The organism is Plantactinospora sp. B24E8 (genome assembly GCF_039871735.1).
In the GTDB taxonomy this organism is placed as follows: domain Bacteria; phylum Actinomycetota; class Actinomycetes; order Mycobacteriales; family Micromonosporaceae; genus Plantactinospora.
The window spans coordinates 305,491-323,231 of the sequence record NZ_JBDPMH010000004.1; the positions used below are offsets into that span (position 1 = coordinate 305,491).

General features: G+C 71.1%; 13 protein-coding genes and 1 pseudogene. 4 read left to right on the top strand and 10 right to left on the bottom strand.

What is annotated here, in order from left to right:
* Positions 1–39 precede the first annotated feature (39 nt).
* Positions 40–2,460 carry a DNA helicase PcrA gene (pcrA, locus tag ABGB21_RS09560; protein WP_347653399.1) on the bottom strand — a complete coding sequence of 807 codons (2,421 nt, stop codon included), beginning with the start codon at positions 2,458–2,460 and terminating at the stop codon, positions 40–42.
* 406 nt (positions 2,461–2,866) lie between these two features.
* On the opposite strand from pcrA, the gene ABGB21_RS09565 reads away from it, so the two are divergent.
* The gene (locus ABGB21_RS09565; protein ID WP_347653398.1) at positions 2,867–3,196 is read left to right on the top strand and encodes a chorismate mutase; all 330 of its coding nucleotides are present in this window, start codon (positions 2,867–2,869) and stop codon (positions 3,194–3,196) included.
* 159 nt (positions 3,197–3,355) lie between these two features.
* On the opposite strand, the gene ABGB21_RS09570 is transcribed toward ABGB21_RS09565, so the two are convergent.
* From ABGB21_RS09570 to ABGB21_RS09600, 7 genes are all read right to left on the bottom strand, one after another.
* Positions 3,356–4,384 (bottom strand): dipeptide ABC transporter ATP-binding protein, encoded by a 1,029-nt coding sequence (locus ABGB21_RS09570; protein WP_347653397.1) that lies wholly within the window; start codon positions 4,382–4,384, stop codon positions 3,356–3,358.
* Positions 4,365–5,411, bottom strand: a complete 1,047-nt coding sequence (locus tag ABGB21_RS09575) for an ABC transporter ATP-binding protein (RefSeq protein WP_347653396.1) — start codon at positions 5,409–5,411, stop codon at positions 4,365–4,367. The genes ABGB21_RS09570 and ABGB21_RS09575 overlap by 20 nt, the downstream gene beginning before the upstream one ends.
* 8 nt (positions 5,412–5,419) lie before the next feature.
* Complete coding sequence (locus tag ABGB21_RS09580; protein ID WP_347653395.1) at positions 5,420–6,349, bottom strand: ABC transporter permease; 930 nt, start codon at positions 6,347–6,349, stop codon at positions 5,420–5,422.
* 81 nt (positions 6,350–6,430) lie between these two features.
* Positions 6,431–7,357, bottom strand: coding sequence for an ABC transporter permease (locus tag ABGB21_RS09585; RefSeq protein ID WP_347653394.1), 927 nt, complete (start codon positions 7,355–7,357; stop codon positions 6,431–6,433).
* Positions 7,358–7,540: 183 nt separating this feature from the next.
* On the bottom strand, positions 7,541–9,124 hold the full coding sequence (locus ABGB21_RS09590) for an ABC transporter substrate-binding protein (protein WP_347653425.1): 1,584 nt from the start codon (positions 9,122–9,124) through the stop codon (positions 7,541–7,543).
* Positions 9,125–9,483: 359 nt separating this feature from the next.
* Positions 9,484–10,164, bottom strand: a complete 681-nt coding sequence (locus ABGB21_RS09595) for a response regulator transcription factor (protein ID WP_347653393.1) — start codon at positions 10,162–10,164, stop codon at positions 9,484–9,486.
* Positions 10,165–10,169: 5 nt separating this feature from the next.
* Positions 10,170–11,414, bottom strand: a complete 1,245-nt coding sequence (locus ABGB21_RS09600) for a PspC domain-containing protein (protein WP_347653424.1) — start codon at positions 11,412–11,414, stop codon at positions 10,170–10,172.
* Between the two features lie 203 nt (positions 11,415–11,617).
* Here ABGB21_RS09600 and ABGB21_RS09605 point away from each other — a divergent pair, with 203 nt between their 5' ends.
* The 3 genes and pseudogenes from ABGB21_RS09605 (at position 11,618) to ABGB21_RS09615 (ending at position 15,307) form a co-directional block, all read left to right on the top strand.
* Complete coding sequence (locus ABGB21_RS09605) at positions 11,618–13,369, top strand: PspC domain-containing protein (RefSeq protein WP_347653392.1); 1,752 nt, start codon at positions 11,618–11,620, stop codon at positions 13,367–13,369.
* Positions 13,366–13,554: pseudogene (locus ABGB21_RS09610) on the top strand (hypothetical protein); the annotation flags it as partial. The gene ABGB21_RS09605 and the pseudogene ABGB21_RS09610, both read left to right, overlap by 4 nt.
* Positions 13,555–14,053: 499 nt before the next feature.
* Positions 14,054–15,307, top strand: coding sequence for a phosphatidylserine decarboxylase (locus ABGB21_RS09615; RefSeq protein WP_347677371.1), 1,254 nt, complete (start codon positions 14,054–14,056; stop codon positions 15,305–15,307).
* A 95-nt stretch (positions 15,308–15,402) separates the two neighbouring features.
* On the opposite strand, the gene ABGB21_RS09620 is transcribed toward ABGB21_RS09615, so the two are convergent.
* Together ABGB21_RS09620 and ABGB21_RS09625 are read right to left on the bottom strand one after the other, a co-directional pair.
* Positions 15,403–16,332, bottom strand: coding sequence for a phosphatidylcholine/phosphatidylserine synthase (locus ABGB21_RS09620; protein WP_347653423.1), 930 nt, complete (start codon positions 16,330–16,332; stop codon positions 15,403–15,405).
* Positions 16,333–16,698: 366 nt separating this feature from the next.
* Positions 16,699–17,700: an NUDIX domain-containing protein gene (locus tag ABGB21_RS09625; RefSeq protein ID WP_347677373.1), complete on the bottom strand. Its 1,002-nt coding sequence runs from the start codon at positions 17,698–17,700 to the stop codon at positions 16,699–16,701.
* Between the last annotated feature and the right edge of the window lie 41 nt (positions 17,701–17,741).

Consider the following 17,741-nt stretch of genomic DNA (forward strand, 5'->3'; position numbering starts at 1 on the left):
CGGGGCGGGACCGGAGACGCCGTCCCGCCCCGACGAGGCTCAGAGCTTGTCGATCGGCGCGTGCCGCAGCACCAGCCACAACGTCTGGTCGCCGAAGTCGATCTGCGCCCGGGCACCCGGACCGTGCCCCTCCACCGCCAGCACCCGGCCGAGGCCGTACCGCTGGTGGTTGACCCGGTCCCCGACCGCGACCTTGGGCGGCTGCTTCAACTCGCTCGCGGTGCTGAGTCGACTGGCGTCCACACCCAGCCGGGAGGCGAGCTGGGCCGCCTTCGGCGTACCGAAGGTGTTGCCGGCAGAGCGGAAGTTGCCGGACCGCTCGGCGGCGCCGGACCGGCCACCGACCCCGCCGCCGGACCCGGACCACGACGTGTACGCCCCCTCGGTCCGCTCCCAGCGGACCAGGTCGGTCGGCAGCTCGTCCATGAACCGCGACGGCGGGTTGTACGCCGGCTGCCCCCAGGCCGACCGGGTCACCGCCCGGGACAGGTAGAGCCGCTGCCGGGCCCGGGTGATCCCGACGTACGCCAACCGGCGCTCCTCCTCCAGCTCCCGGTTGTCGCCCAGGGCCCGCAGGTGCGGGAAGACGCCGTCCTCCAGACCGGTCAGGAACACCACCGGGAACTCCAGGCCCTTGGCGGTGTGCAGGGTCATCAGGGTGACCACGCCCTGGTGCTCGGGATCATCGGAGGGGAGTTGGTCGGCGTCGGCGACCAACGCGACCTGCTCCAGGAAACCGGCCAGGGTGGCACCCGGGGCACCCTCCTCAGCCAGCGCCTCGGCCCGTTCGGTGTACTCCCGGGCGACGCTCACCAGTTCCTGGAGGTTCTCCACCCGGCCGGCGTCCTGCGGGTCGATGCTCTCCTCCAGCTCGGCGAGATAACCGGAGCGGGTGAGCACCGCCTCCAGCACCTCCTCCGGCAGCGCGGTCCCGGCCAGCACGCGGACGTCGTCGAGCAGACTGACAAACTCGGCGATCGCGTTGACCGCCCGGGTGGAGATCCCCGGCGCCTCCGCCGCCCGGCGCAGCGCCGCACCGAACGAGATCCGCTCCCGGGTGGCGAGCGCCTCGACACACGCCTCGGCCCGGTCGCCGATCCCCCGGCGCGGGGTGTTCAGGATGCGCCGGATGCTCACCGTGTCGTCGTCGTTGACCACCGCCCGCAGGTAGGCCAGGGCGTCCCGGACCTCCTTGCGCTCGTAGAACCGGACCCCACCGACCACCTTGTACGGCAGACCGACCCGGATGAAGACCTCTTCGAAGACCCGGGACTGGGCGTTGGTGCGGTAGAAGACCGCCACGTCACCGGGGCGGGCGTGCCCGGCGTCGCAGAGTCGGTCGATCTCCCGGCCGACCCAGTCCGCCTCGGCGTGCTCGGTGTCGGCGACGTACCCGACGATCTGCTCCCCCAGACCCTGCTCGCTCCAGAGCCGCTTCGGCTTCCGGGAGGAGTTGCGCTCGATCACCGCGTTGGCGGCGTTGAGAATGGTCTGGGTCGAGCGGTAGTTCTGCTCCAGCAGGATCGTCCGGGCGTCGGTGAAGTCGCGTTCGAACTCGAGGATGTTGCGGATCGTCGCGCCCCGGAACGCGTAGATCGACTGGTCGGCGTCGCCGACCACGCAGAGTTCGGCCGGCTCGATGTCGCCACCGTGCCCGACCAGTTCCTTGACCAGGGTGTACTGCGCGTGGTTGGTGTCCTGGTATTCATCCACCAGGACGTGCCGGAACCGCCGGTGGTAGCGCTCCGCGACGTGCGGGTGCGACTGCAGCAGGTGCACCGTGGTCATGATCAGGTCGTCGAAGTCGAGGGCGTGCGCCTCGGTCAGCCGCCGCTGGTAGAGCGTGTACGCCTCGGCGACGGCCCGCTCGTTCGGCCCGCTCGCCCGGGCGGCGAACGTCTCCGGGTCGACCAGTTCGTTCTTCAGGTTCGACACCTGGGTGGCCAGTCCGCGCGCCGGGTACCGCTTCGGGTCCAGGTCGAGCTCCCGGGCCACCAACTGCATCAGCCGACGCGAGTCGTCGGCGTCGTAGATGGAGAACGTCGACTTCAACCCGGCGTGCTCGTGCTCGGCCCGCAGGATGCGTACGCAGGCGGAGTGGAAGGTGGAGACCCACATGAGCCGGGCCCGCGGGCCGACCAGGGCGGCGACCCGGTCCTTCATCTCCCCGGCCGCCTTGTTGGTGAAGGTGATCGCGATGATCTCGCCCGGATGCACATCCCGGGCGGCGAGCAGATAGGCGATCCGGTGGGTGAGGACCCGGGTCTTGCCCGACCCCGCCCCGGCGACGATCAGCAGCGGGGAGCCGGAGTGGGTCACCGCGTCCCGCTGCGGGCCGTTGAGCCCGTCCAGCAGGGCCTGCGGATCGAGCCCCGCCGGGCGGGGCCGGGGCGCGCCCTGGGCCGACGGGACATCGGGCGCCGGCGTCCCGAACGGTGGGGAGTCGAAGAGTGATTGCATCGCCTCGCGAGTCTATGCCGTCGGGCGGACAACCCCGCCGCCGAACCCGACCCGGCCCGGCCGTGACGCCGCGGCGCGCCCGGGCCACCTGGGGATCCGGGGTGGGGGCCGGGTGCCCCGCTCTGGGCGGTCAGGCTTGATCCCGTCGCGGGTCACCCGGCCCCCACCCCACCGAACCACAGCGCCCCTGGTCACGGCCTTGGCCGAACCGCTTGCCAAAGCACCGACGGCTGGGCATACTCGACCCGTGATCCATCGCGCGTTCTACTTTTACTACGGCTCCGGGAGTCCGGCAGCCGTGGGTCGCGCCTGATCTATGACCTACGAAAAGCCCCGGGCTCCTGGAGCCCGGGGCTTTTCGCATCGGGATTCAGACACCGGGGACCGGACCGACAGGGAGGACCCCATGAGCACAGAACTGGCCGCGGAATCCGTCGAGGCCGTCGGACCGACCACCGGCGCGCCGCCCGAGACAGGCACCAAGGCGCCGGCGGCGGCGGAACACATCCTCGGGCTGCGGGAGCGGATCGACCAGATCGACCGGGACCTGATCGCGCTCTGGAAGGAGCGGGCGGCCATCTCACAGGAGGTGGGCCGTACCCGGATGGCCTCCGGTGGCACCCGTCTCGTGCTGTCCCGGGAGCGGGAGATCCTGGAGCGTTTCCGCCAGGAACTGGGCGCGGACGGCACCCAGCTCGCCCTGCTGCTGCTGCGGGCGGGTCGCGGCCCGCTCTGAACCGCCGCGCCCTCGTCCGGAAAGAAATGCGAGCCCGGGAAGACGCGAGCCCGGGACGCCGGCCGCATGGATGGCGGCCCGCGCCCCGGGCAAATGAGGAGGCGTTTCTACTCACCGGTGGCGCAGCCGGGTCAGGCTGCCCACCAGCGCCTGACCGGCCTACTCGACCGCGTGCACCACGTTGCGCTTCTCCGCGAAGTGGCACGCGCTCGGGTGTGCCGAATGCTCCCGGGTGGTCAGTGCCGGTTCCTCGGTGGCGCAGACCTCCTGCGCCTTCCAGCACCGGGTCCGGAACCGGCAGCCCGACGGCGGGTTCGCCGGCGACGGCACGTCACCCTCGAGAACGATCTGGTCCCGCTGTCCCCGCAGCGTCGGGTCCGGCACCGGCACCGCCGACAGCAGCGCCTGGGTGTACGGGTGCGTCGGCTTCTCGTAGATCTCGTCCTCGGTACCGATCTCCACGATCTTCCCGAGGTACATCACCGCCACCCGGTCGGCGATGTGCCGCACCACCGACAGGTCGTGCGCGATGAAGATGTACGACAACCCCAGCTCGTCCTGCAACCCCTCCAGCAGGTTGATCACCTGGGCCTGGATCGACACGTCCAACGCCGACACCGGCTCGTCACAGACGATGATCTCCGGCTTCAACGCCAACGCCCGGGCGATCCCGATCCGCTGCCGCTGACCACCCGAGAACTGGTGCGGATACCGGTTGATGTGCTCCGGGTTCAACCCGACCAGATCGAGCAGTTCCTGGACCCGCCGCTTCCGCTCGCCCCGGGGCGCCACCTCCGGGTGGATGTCGAACGGCTCGCCGATGATGTCGCCGACCGTCATCCGCGGGTTCAGCGACGTGTACGGGTCCTGCATCACCATCTGGATGTTGCGCCGGGCCCGACGCAGGGCCGCACCGGTCAGCTTCGGCATGTCCTGGCCGCGTACGTTGATCACGCCCGAGGTCGGCTTCTCCAGCCCGACCAGGAGCTTGGCCAGGGTGGACTTGCCACAGCCGGACTCGCCCACCACGCCGAGGGTCTCGCCCCGACGCAGTTCCAGGTCCACCCCGTCGACCGCCCGGACCGCGCCGATCTTCGTCTGGAAGACGATGCCCCGGGTGATCGGGAAGTGCTTGATCAGCCCCTTGGTCTCGAGTACGACGTCCTTGTCACTTGACGGCTGGCTCATCGCCGACCACCTCCGTCCAGAAATGGCACCGAGCGGTCCGGCCGGCCGCCACGTCGTACTGCGGCGGCGGCGGGTCGGCCCGGCAGACGTCGCGGGCGTACGCACAGCGCGGGTGGAACGGGCAACCGGCCGGGATACGGGTCAGGTTCGGCGGCAGGCCCTTGATCACGTTGAGCTGCTGGCCCTTCAGGTCCAGCCGCGGGATCGACTCCAGCAGAGCCTTGGTGTACGGGTGTGCCGGCTTGGCGTAGATGTCCAGGACCGGCGCCTCCTCGACCACCTTGCCGGCGTACATCACCGAGATCCGGTCGGCGACGTCCGCGACCACCCCCATGTCGTGGGTGATCAGGATCAGGCCCATGTTCCGTTCCCGCTGCAGCTCGGCGAGCAGGCTCATGATCTGCGCCTGCACCGTCACGTCGAGCGCGGTGGTCGGCTCGTCCGCGATCAGCACCCGGGGGTCCAACGCCAGCGCCATCGCGATCATCACGCGCTGCCGCATACCGCCGGAGAACTGGTGCGGGTAGTCGTTGATCCGCTGCCGGGCGGCCGGGATCTTGACCATGTCGAGCAGTTCGATCGACCGCCGCTTCGCGTCCTGCCGGGACATGCCCCGGTGGATCCGGAACAGTTCACCGAGCTGGAACCCGACCGAGAAGACCGGGTTCAGCGCGGAGAGCGCGTCCTGGAAGATCATCGCGATGTGGTTGGCGCGTACCTTGCGCCGCTCCTGCTCCGAGAGCTTCAGCAGGTCGACGCCGCGGTAGCGGATCTCGCCACCGGTGACGAAGCCGGGCGGCGAGTCGAGGATCCCCATGATCGCCTGGGCGGTGACGGACTTTCCGCAGCCGGACTCGCCGAGAATCGCCAGCGTCTCGCCCGGGTCCAACCCGAGGTTGACGCCGTTGATCGCCTTGGCCACCCCGGCCTGGGTGCGGAACTCGACGTGCAGATCCTCGACCTCCAGCAGCCGGGCGCTGGAGTCCAGCCCCGGCAGGACGTCGATCTCAGCCTTGATGTCGGTCATGGCTCCACTCACCGCAGCCTCGGGTCGAAGGCGTCGCGGACCGCGTCGCCGAGCATGATGAACGCCAGTACGGTCGCGGCCAGGAAGACCGACGGCCAGACCAGCGGGGTGGCGGTCTCCCGGACGAACGGCGACGCGACCGCGATGTCGATACCCCAACTGATGGCGTTGCCGCGCAGGCCGACACCGAGGAACGTCAGGGTTGCCTCGGTGGCGATGTTGATGCCGAGCAGGATGGTCAGCACCACCACGAACGGCGCGGCCGCGTTCGGCAGGATGTGCCGGATCATCAGCCGGGCGTGGCCGGCGCCGAGCATCCGGGCCGCCGCCACGTAGTCCTGCTGTTTCGCCGAGATCACCGAGGAACGCATGATCCGGGCCGCGGTGGTCCAGGTCAGTACGCCCAGGGTCAGCGCCACCGCCCAGAAGCCCGAGCTCTCCGGGTCGGAGGTGAGTCGCCGGGCCAGCACGATCGCGCCCAGCAGGGTCGGGATGCCCAGCACGATGTCGATGCCCCGGGCCAGCACGGCGTCGACCCAGCCACCGAAGTAGCCGGCGGCCATCCCGATGACGAGCCCGATGATCCCGCTGATGATGGTCGCGGTGAGTCCGATCAGCACCGAGTTGCGGGCGCCGTAGATGGTCCGGGCGTAGACGTCACAGCCCTGGAAGTTGTAGCCGAAGATGGCGCTGCCGCTCGGGCCGGCGTGCTGCCGGGAGAGTTGACACAGGCGCGGGTCGGCGGAGGTGAACAGGCTCGGGAAGGCCGCCATGGTGACGACCAGGACGACCAGCACCAGGGCGGCCCAGAAGATCCAGTTGCGCCGCAGGTCCTGCCAGGCGTCGCCGGCCAGGCTGCGGGGCTTCTCCGCCCGCTCGTCACCCGCCCCGCCGTTGGCCCCAGCCTGGGTCTGTGCGACTGATTCCACGTTACTCATCGGACGCCTCGCTTACTCACGTCGCCACCCTGTCCCGCTCGGCGCCGCCGTGACGCACACACACTGAGCTGATTGGTCTGGTCACTCATAACGGATCCTCGGGTCGAGGACCGCGTACAACATGTCGACGATCAGGTTCACGACCAGGAAGACGATCACCAGAATGCTGACGAAGCCCACCACCAGCGGACCGTCCTCGGTCCGGATGCCCCGGAACAGGTTGAAGCCCACCCCGGGGATGTTGAACACACTCTCGGTCACGATCGCCCCGGCCATCAGTCCACCGAGGTCGAGACCGATCAGCGTCACCACCGGGATCAGGGAGTTCCGCAACACGTGCACGCCGATCACCCGGCGCTTCGACAGCCCCTTGGCCCGGGCGGTCCGGACGTAGTCCGAACGCAGGTTCTCCGCCACCGAGGCGCGGGTCACCCGCAACTGGGTGGCGACCACCAGACTGGCCAGCACGAACGCCGGCAGTGTGAGCTGGTACAACCCCGGTTCGGCCCCGGATGTCGGCGGGAACCACCCCAACTGCACCCCGAAGAGAAGCCGGGCCAGCGGCGCCAGCACCACGATCGGCAAGGAGAGCAGGATCAGCGTGATGAAGAGCGTGACGGTGTCGAAGGGGCCGCCCCGGCGGATGCCGGAGACGACACCGGCGGTCACCGCGACGAGCACCGCGATGATCAGCGCGTAGACGGCGAGCCGGAAGGTCACCGGCCACGCCTGCTCCATCATCTCCGAGATCTTCCGGTTGGTCAGCGAGATGCCGAAGTCCCCGGTGAGCAGGCCACGCATGTAATGGCCATATTGGAAGATAAACGGCTCGTCCAGGTGATACCTTTCGGTGAGCACCTGACGGACGTTATCCGGCAGTGGTCGCTCACCTGCCAACGCCTGGAGCGGGTCGTCCTGGTTGGCGAACATCAGCGCGTACACGATGAAGGTGGCCCCGAAGAACGTCAGGACCCCCTGCAGCACGCGCCGCACGAAGTAGCGGAACATATCCCAAGTCCTCTGCGATACGAGCATCGGCGGCTGCCTGGACGGCAGCCGGACCATGATGCCCACGGTGGCGAGCACGGCCCCACCGGCCCGGGGTCGGGCCGATGAGACTCGCACGAACGGTCCGGTCCGTCCCGGACTGACCGGGGGGAGGACCGGACCGTTCGCCGCTCAGCGGTCAGATCAGGCCGCGGGCTCGATCTTCAGCAGGTCGACCTTCGAGAACCGGTCGAGCTCGACGTTCTTCACCTTCTCGGAGTGCCCGAAAACGTTCTGGCCGAGCCGCAGCGGAACCACCGGCATGTCGCGGGCCAGGATGTCCTCGGCCTGCTGCCAGAGCTTGATGGCCTCCTCCGGCGTCGCCGCCGCCGAACCCTGCTTCACCAGGTTGTCGAACTCCGGGTTGCTGTAGCCGTAGTAGTTCGACGAACCGTTGGTGCCGTACAGCGGGCCGAGGTAGTTCTCCATCAGCGGGTAGTCCATGATCCAGCCGAGCCGGATCAGGCCGACGTCTTCCTTGTTCTCGACCTTGGTCAGCAGGTCGGCGAACTTCGGCTCACCCACGCCGACGCAGTCCACACCCAGGTTGGCCTTGAGCTGGTTGCAGGTCGCGTCCACCCACGCCTTGTGACCACCGTCAGCGTTGTAGGTGAACTTGATCTGCTTCGGGCCGCCCGCGGCCTCGTACATCTGCTTGGCCTTGGCCGGGTCGTAGGTGCAGGGCTCGCCGCAGCTGTTCTCCCGGTAGCCGGCGACGGCCGGGGAGACGAACGAGGTCGCCGGGGTCTGCGAACCACGGAAGATGGTGTCGGTGATCTCCTGGCGGTTGATCGCCATGGAGATCGCCTTGCGCACCTCGACCTTGGAGTACTGCTCGAGGAAGGTCGGGAAGCCCACGAACTGGAAGGTGGAGTTCGGGCTGGTCTTGAACCGGTCACCCAGCTCGGCCGGCGCGCTGGCCAGGTTCTCGATCGGAATCTGGGTCATCACGTCGAGCTGGCCGCTCTGCAGGTCGGCATAGGCCGCGGTCTGCTCCTGGTAGATCTTGAAGAGGACGCCACCGACCTTCGGCTTCTCGCCCGCATAGGTGTCGAAGGCCTCGACCTCGATCTTCGAGTCGTGCTCCCACTTGCCCTTCATCTTGAACGGGCCGTTACCGATCGGAGCCTGCTCGAAGTCCTCCTTGAGCACACCGTCGGACGCCCACGCCGCCTCCGGCAGCGGGTAGAACGTGGTGTAGCCCATGACCGAACGCCAGCCGGAGAACGGCTCCTTCAGCGTCACGGTGAAGGTGGACTCGTCGACCTTCGCCAGACCGGTCAGCGCCTTCGTGGTCGGCTCGGGGGCCTTCTGCGGGCCGTCGGCGCCGTCCGGGTCCGCCGGGTTGAGGGCCTCGTAGCCCTCGATCCGCTCCAGGAAGTAGGAGCCGCCGTTGCCGTTCGGGCCGTACGCCCCGTGGTTCCAGGCCTTGATGTAGCTGTCGGCGGTGACCTTCTCACCGTTGTGGAAGGTGTAGCCGCTCTTCAGCTTGACGGTCCAGACCTTGTTGTCGGTCGACTCGATCGACTCGGCGGCCACCAGAACCGGGTTGTTGTTCGCGTCGAAGTCGACCAGCGGGGTGTAGAGGCCGGCGAGCACCTCGGCGCAGCTGGACTCCGTGCAGTTGGACGGGATCATGTGCTGCGGCTCGGAGATGTCGATGGAGACCGTGAGGCCCTGAGCCTCGGCCTCGTCACCGCCTCCGCTACAACCTGCCGCCAACAACATTATGGCGGTCGCTCCGACCGCCATCTTGAACGGGAAATGCCCGCGCATGAGTAGAGCCTCCTCAGGGCGCTCACGAGGGACTGTGAGGTGACTGACACTGTGACACTGAGCCGCCTAGCGCGGAAAGGTGCCGTTATCAACCCGTTAGTTGCCGGCTATGTTTCAGGCCGGTTGACGGTCATCCACAGTTCCCCTGGCATCCCGGACTGAGCAGCTCAAACGCCCGCGACACGGTCATCCCCACCGATGCGTGGCGGGCCCGCTGTGACCTAACCCGCGTCCCCTTCGATGCCCTCCGATGTCAAGCGAATACGGTCCGTCGCCGCCCGACACACGCCCCGGAGACCCTCCGCCGCGACTCAGACCAGTCGCCGGTCGGCGGCCCACCGGGACAGCTCGTAGCGGTTCGACATCTGGAGCTTGCGGAGCACGTTCGAGACGTGGGTCTCCACCGTCTTGATGGAGATGAAAAGCTCCTTGGCGATCTCCTTGTAGGCGTAGCCCCGGGCCAGCAGCCGCAGCACCTCGCGTTCCCGGTTGGTGAGCTGGTCCAGCTCCGGGTCGGCGACCGGCGCGTCCGGCCGCGCCGCGAAGGAGTCGAGGACAAAACCGGCCAGTCGGGGGCTGAAGACCGCGTCGCCGTCCGCGACCCGGCGGATCGCGGCGGTCAACTCCTCAGGCGAGATGGTCTTGGTGACGTACCCCCGGGCGCCCGCCCGGATCAGCCCGATCACGTCCTCCGCCGCGTCCGAGACGCTCAACGCCAGGAACCGCACCTCGGGGTGGGTACGCCGGACCGCGTCCAGCACCGCCCGGCCACCGCCGTCCGGCATGTGCACGTCGAGCAGCACCACGTCCGGTCCGGTCACCCCGATCCGGGTGACCGCCTCGGCCACCGTGCTCGCCTCCCCGACGACCTCCACGTGCGTACCCAGCTCGGCTCGTACGCCCGCCCGGAACATCGCGTGGTCGTCGACGAGAAAGACCCGCAGCCGCCGCGGCTCGGGGGTGCCCTCCCCGACCGATCCCATCTCGACCATGGTCGCTACCTGTCCTTTCCTGGTGTCGCGCTCTCCCGGGGCAGCGGCAGGAACAGCCGCACCTCGGTACCGTCCCCGGGCGTACTGCGGATCTCGGCCCGCCCACCGTGCCGCTTCATCCGACCGATGATCGAACCACGTACGCCGTGCCGGTGGTCTTCCACCGTAGACAGGTCGAAGCCCGCCCCGCGATCGCGGACGAAGACGCTGAGCTGGTCCGGCTCGACCTCGGCGTAGAGCGACACGGTCTGCACCTTGGCGTGCCGGGCCGCGTTGACCAGCGCTTCCCGGGCCGCGGCGACCAGCGCGCCGACCCGCTCGTCGGTCTCCCGGTCACCGACCACCACCGTCTCCACGGTGATCGCGAAGGTGTCCTCCACCTCGGCGGCGGCCTGCTCCAACGCGGCCGCGAACCGCTCCGTCGGGGAGGCGGTCGGTTTGTACAGCCAGTTCCGCAGCGACCGCTCCTGTCCCCGGGCCAGCCGCTGCACGGTCTTCACGTCCGCCGCGTTGCGCTGGATCAGGGCGAGGGTGTGCAGCACCTGGTCGTGCACCATGGCGGCGAGTTCGGCCCGTTCCTGCTCCCGGATCCGCCCCTCCCGCTCGGCCCGCAGCTGGTTGTACGTCCGCCACAGCGCGGGCGCGGCCACCACCGCGACTCCGGCAAGCGCGACCAGGGCGAAGATCACGCCGTTGATCACCGCGTCGAAGTTGCCCTGCGGGCGGTAGACCGCCACGACCCCGATCAGGCCGATCGCGACGAGCAGCCCGCCGCCGATGAACCGGAGGATGAAGGCCCGCCGGTCGCTCTCCTCGACCACCGCGCCGAGCCACGGCACCGGCGACTCGCGCCAGTGCCACCGGCGTTCCGGCGCGGACTGGTGCCAGATCACCCCGGCCCCGACCGCGATGATCGACACCAGCCAGCCGGCGGTTCCGGAGACGCCGCCGGACTTCAGCAGCATGACCTCGATCAGGATCACCCCGAGGCCGATCGCCACGAACGGCAGCAACTGGAAGACGTTGCGACGCGGCGGGGGCTCCGTACCACCGGGCTGGGGTGGCACCACCGCCCAGAACGCCGCGTAGAGCAGCAGACCCAGCCCGCTGAACCCGAGCAGCAGGACGAACACCACCCGGACCAGGACCACCGGGAGGCCCAGATGTCCGGCTATGCCGGAGGCCACGCCGGCGACCATGCGATGGTGGCGGGCGCGGTAGAGGCGGGGTGGTTCGGCGGTACGGATCAGGTACTCCTTGTCGTACGGGGCTGCCGGGCGCGGGTGGCCGGTGGCTGGCCGGCGTACCCGTGGGCGGCGCCGCTCCGATCGTCACACGTCCCGCCGGTCGTCGGCCATCAGGACTCCCCGGACATCCGGCAGGGAAAGATCTCAGGGTGGGCTCAGGGTTGCCGCCTGAGGCCGGCGGTCCCGGTACGGCGCAGGATCGAAGCATGACCGACGACCCTGCCGCCCGTGGGGGACCGCGTCCGGAGGGCGGCCCCGAGCACCCGGACGAACCCGACACCACACCACTGACCCCACCGGCCACCCCGGCGCCGGAGCCCGACACGTACCCGACGTCCGGTTCCGGCGCGGGCACGCGTCCGACGTCCGGTCCGGGCGGGCCGGTCGGCACAGGCGGCCCGGCCCCCGGTCCGGGCTGGCCGGGCGGACCACCACCCGGACCCGGTCAGACGCCACCGCCCGGCGCCGGCCGGACCCCGCCCGGCGCCGGGTTCACCTACCGGTACGGGCTCGTCCGGCCCGCCGAGGGCCGCTACCTGGCGGGGGTCTGCGCCGCGATCGGTCGGGCGACGAACAGTGACCCGATCCTCTGGCGGGTCCTGCTCGCCGTGCTCGGCTTCTTCGGCGGGATCGGCATCCTGGTGTACGTCGCCGCCTGGCTGATCATTCCGTCCGAGGGGGACGACGCCTCCCCGGTCGAGTCGATGCTGGGTCGGGGCCGGTCCAGCATGTCCCCGGTCACGGTGCTCGTCCTCGGCATCCTCGTCGCGGTCCTGTTCGGCTTCATCGTCACCGACCCGTACCGGGCGGTCCTGCTCGGCCTGGCCGTGCTGATCGGCGGTGCGCTGCTCCTCAACCGGAACTCCGACCGTGGCGTCCCGGGTCAGCCGGCGCCGCCGGGTGGGGTCGGCCCGTACCCGCCGCAGCCGCCGTACGCCGGCCCGGGTCACCCGCCGACCGGGCCGGTGCCACCGGCCGGGCCCGGCCAGCCGGGCTGGGTCACCTCGCCCACCGGGGCGGGCGGATGGCCGGCCTCGGCACCACCCGCGCCCACCTGGCCGGCCGCCCCCGGCCCGACGGCGCCCTGGTCGGCCGGTCCGATCCCGGCGCCCGTCGGGTCCCCGGGTCCGGTGCCTGGCGCACCGGTCACCGGGCAGCCGGCACCGCTGGCCGGTCAGCCGCCGTACCCCCCGTTCACCCCGCCGTTGCGCGGGGCGGCCCTGCCTCCGACAAGACCGGTGCCGCCGTCCGGTTACCGCCCACCGTTCGCACCGCACGGGCCGTACGCCGGCAGCGGGGTCGGTACGGTTCCGCCGCCGGCCCGTCCGCCGAAGCCGCCGAAGAAGCCCCGGGAGCGGTCCGCGCTGGGTGCCGCCACCTTCTCGCTGATCTTCGTGGCGCTCGGGCTGGTCGCCATCCTGGACCTGACCGACGTGGTCAAGGTCGGCCCCTCCGCCTACTTCGCGGCCGCGTTGGTGACCATCGCGCTCGGGCTGCTGGTCGGCACCTGGTTCGGCCGGGCCCGTTGGCTGATCGCGCTCGGCCTGGTCGCGGCCTGTGCCCTCGGCATCTCCACCGTCGCCGAGTCCTCCGCCGGCCGGCACCACAACGACTCCGTGGTCTGGGCGCCGGACAGCGTCTCGGCGCTGGCCCCCAGTTACCAGACCCGGCTCGGCAGTTCCACGCTCGACCTGACCCGGGTCGACTTCACCGGCCAGGCGGCGACGGTCCGGGTCGCCGTCAACCTCGGCGAGGTACGGGTGATCCTGCCCCCCACCGTCGACGTGACCGTACGGGTCGACGTACAGGCGGGTGACGCCGACGTGCTCGGCCGGCGGCACAGCGACTTCGGCGGACCCACCCGCGAGGTTGTCGACCTCGGCGACGACGGTACGGGTGGTGGCAGGTTGACGATCTCCCTGTCGGTCGACGCCGGTTACGCGGAGGTGACTCGATGAAGGCGCATCGGACCGACGGGGTGTCCCTGACGTTCGCCCTGATCTTCCTCGCCCTCGCGGCGTGGTGGCTGCTCGCCCAACTGTTGCACCTGGCCCTGCCGGCGGTCGGCTGGATCGTCGCACTGGCCCTGATCCTGGTCGGCGGGCTGGGGCTGATCGGCGCGCTGCGCGCCAGCCGGTCGGCGGCGAAGGTCACCGGGCCGGTCGGGCCCGACGCGGCCGCCGAACCGGTCGGGCTCGACACCGACCCCGCCCGGCTCGACGCTGACCCCGTCCGGCTCGACACTGACCCCGTCCGGCTCGACATCGCGAGCGAGTCGACGCTGACCGACCTGCGGGCCGAACCGGCCCGCCGCGACCCGCTGACCGGGCCGCGCGCCGACGACGGGTTCGACGACCCGACCGTGCCGGAGCGGACCGTCCCGGCACCCCCGGACGGCGACCCGGACGGACCGGACCCGTGGGACCAGCGGCGTTGACGATCGGTGCGGCTCCGGGAGGCGGTGCCTAGACTGGCCGGCGAAGGTTTCCGCCTCCGCCGGCCGGTACCGCCGCGCGCGGCGGAACGTCGCCCGCCGCGGACGGTGGAACCTCGTCCGCCGCAGCCGGTGGAGGAAGGTGTCCGCCGCGCCTGCGCCGATACCGCCAGCCGTCCGTCCTGACCTCGCGAGGAGCCCTCCCGACATGACCCAGTCCCCCGCCGTACGCAGCACCGGCCCAGGCCGTCCGGTCCGCGTCGGCGAGCGCGCCGCCCGCGTCCTCACCACCGAACTCGCCCGTCACCAGGGTGCGAAGCACGCCCTGCTGGTCGGTGCCGCGCCCGACTCGCTCGTCCTGACCGCGGCGATCGACGCGCTGATGCCCGGCGACACGCTCACCCTGGTGTCGGCGGAGACGTCCACTGCGGAGCAGTTGCGGCAGCACCTCGGCACGCTCGGGCAGTGGGTCGCCCGCCGGGTACGGGTCGCCGACTCGCTGGCCGAGGTCGAACCGGCGGAGGTGGTGATCGCCGCCGAACCGCTGGACGGCAGCGCCGACGAGACCCGGACCACGGTGGACGGACTGGCCAAGTACCTGACCGGCGGGGGCGTACTCAGCGTGGCGGTGACCGCGCTGCCCGGCCAGAGTCCCGGAGCCGTCGGCGAACTCGAACGGCAGAGCGCGCTCTTCGGGGTCGGCACCGACCTCGTCCTGGTCAACCGGCCGCCGGTACGGGTGCACCGGCTCCGGTTCACCCCGGCCGAGGTCGAAACGGCGGCCGAGCTGACGCCGGCGTACCGCACGTCGAGTGTGCCGCTGACCCGGAACATGCACATCGACTCCAACGGCGTCGCCGCGGCCGGGATCGCGCTCGGGCTCGCCGCCCTCACCTGGGTCGCCCGCCCGAAGTCCCGGCTCTGGCTGCTGCCCGCGCTGGCCGCCGCCCCGGTCGCCGCCTTCTTCCGGGATCCGGAGCGGGACATCCCGGAGGACCCGTCGGCGATCGTGGCCGCCGCCGACGGGCAGGTGCTGTCGGTGGAACGGCTGCGTGACGAACGCTTCGGCGACGGCGAGTTCCTCCGCGTCGCGGTTTTCCTCTCGGTGCTGGACGTGCACGTCAACCGGGCACCGGTGGCCGGACGGGTGGTCGACTACTTCGTCGCGGACGGCGGATTCGCCGCCGCGATGAAACCGGACGCCGAGCACAACGTGGCGGCGTACACCGTGTTGGAGACCGGGCACGGCACGGTGGTGGTCGCCCAGCGCACCGGTCTGATCGCCCGCCGGATCGTGCAGCGGGCCCCGATCGGCTCTCTGCTCGCCCGGGGCGAGCGGTTCGGGCTGATCCGGTTCGGCTCCCGTACCGACGTCTACCTGCCCGCCGACGCGGCCGAGCCGCTGGTCGGTCCGGGTGACCGGGTCGTCGGCGGGTCGTCGGTGATCGCCCACTGGCGCTGAGCCGGACAGCCGACAGGCCCGGCGGAGATTCCGCCGGGCCTGTTCCGTACGGTGCGTCGCCGGGGCCGGGCCCGTCGCGGCGGGTCGGCGTGGGCTCAGACGGCCCGGCGCTGACGCAGCCAGAGCAGCGGGCCGCTGATCAGGTAGCCGACCACCAGAAGCGTGAAGGTGAGCCGGACGTCGATCAGGGCGCCGATCACCGGGGCCAGCCACACCCACGGCGGCAGCTTGATCAGTCGGGCCAGCTTGGCGTACGGGAAGCTGGAGACCATCGCGAAAGCCAGCAGCGCGACACCGGCGACCTGGACCGTGCCGGAGACCGGCAGGCCGATCAGTACCGCCAGGGCGAGCACCGCGGCGGCCATCGTGGTGGGCACGCCGCAGAAGAACCGGCCGTCCTTGGGCGAGACGTTGAACCGGGCCAGCCGGATCGCGGCGCAGGTGGCGACCAGCGCGCAGGCGACCGTGGCGGCCGGGGTGGAGACGGAGCCGACCAGCGACGCGTAGACCACGACCGGCGCGGCGAGACCGAACGAGCACATGTCGGCCAGCGAGTCCATCTGGGCGCCGAACGGGCTCGCCACGCCCAGCCGGCGGGCCAGGGCACCGTCGAGACCGTCGAAGGCGACGCAGGCGATCAGGCAGTACGCCGCGATCCGCACGTCGCCGTGCATGGCCTGGAAGATCGCCAACAGGCCGAGGGTCAGGCTGGCCACCGTGCAGGCGTTCACCAGCGTGAACTTGAGCCGGCGTGCCGTGGTCCGCTCGCCGGGCAGCAGCGGGATGGACATCGCCGGACCGTCGGCGACGACCGGACCGGTCGATCCGACCGCCGGGCTGACCGGCATCACGGATTCGATCTCCGCAGCGGTCAGCGGCCCCAGCCCGTACGGCTCCTCGGGGCGGAGGTCGGCCACGTAGTGGGGTTCGGGCCGGACCAGGGCGTCGGTGCTCTCCGCCTGCGGGTCACGGCGCCCCACCCGGACCAGCAGGACCTGGCGGGCGAACGCACCACTGCGGCGCAGCTGCCCCGCCCAGCGGCGCCCGGCCGGGCGCGGGCTGTCCGACGTACGACGCCGACGCCAAGGGGCTCTCGGCACGTTTCCTCCATCACCGGATCGACTGTGTCCGCCACTGGTGCCGGGTCGCCCGGCCGTCGGTGGCCGGAACTGCTCGCCGGCAACCGATTTGCGGCCTACACCATTGCACAGAAGGAGGGGATTCGCGATAGCCGCGTTCGGGTATTCTTCCCAAACCCGCGCCAGACACGCAGACCTTCCCATCCCGGGACGCCGCGCCCGCCGCGAGCCGAATCGTCCTCCCGCAACTCTAGCCGAAGCAGTCATCGGGGTCGTTTGACCCGCACTCCCGACGCCGTACCGGCCGTGGGTTCAGCCCGCCAGCAGCGGTAACACCTCCGCCACCACCTCGGTGGTGGCGGGCAGGGCGCGGGCGTCGGCCAGGGTGAACCACGCGACGTCCGCCGTCGATCCGCCCGCCGCCTCGGTCACCTTCGCCTCGGTCGGGGCGTCGACCACGATCCGGTAGACCACCCGGACCCCGTGCCAGTCCAGCGGGCGGCCCTCGGGGCCGTACTCGGTCGGGCTGTACCGGTGTGACACGTGCACCAGGTCGGTGACCCGGCCCAGCTGACCGGTCTCCTCGACGAGTTCCCGGAGCAGACCGGAGGCCGGCTGCTCCCCGTGGTCGGTGCCGCCGCCCGGCAGGTGCCAGCGTCCGGCACCCGGATATCCCTCGGCGATCAGGGTGAGCAGCACCCGCCCGGCGGGGTCGGTGGCCAGCCCGTACGCCGCGAAGCGCTGGTGACGGTCGACCGGTGCCGGGGACGTCCCGGCATCGACCGGCGGCGGACCGCCCTCCGGCAGCGGGTTCACCGGCCGGCCGAGCAGCTCGGCGGTGAACGGCATCAGCGGCAGCCCGACCAGTTCGGCGGGGGTGAACCAGGCGACGGCGTCGGTGCCACCGGCCGGGTCGGCGACGTCGGGCAGGCCGCCGGCGCCGACCGGGTCCGCGCCGGCGGCCAGGTCCGCACCGTCGGCGGCCGGGCCGCTGTCACCGGCCACCGCGGCGCCGTCGGCCACCGCGACGTCGTAGATGATCCGGTCGGTGTGCTCCGCGACCGGTCCGTCGGGGCCGGCCAGCCGGACCACGTCGGCGACGGCGGCGCGGAGCGCGACGACCTCCACGGTCAGTCCGGTCTCCTCGCGGAACTCGCGCAGCAGCGCCGCCGTCGGGTGCTCACCGTGCTCCACACCCCCGCCGGGCAGCTGCCAGTAGCCGGGGAACGGGCACGCGCCGGAACCCCGGGCGAGCAGCACCCGCTCCCCGTCCCGGCACAGCCCGTACGCCCCGATCCTCCGTCGCCGGTCCACAGCGCCCCCTTCCCGCCCGCCGTATCGATCATGCAGGGCGG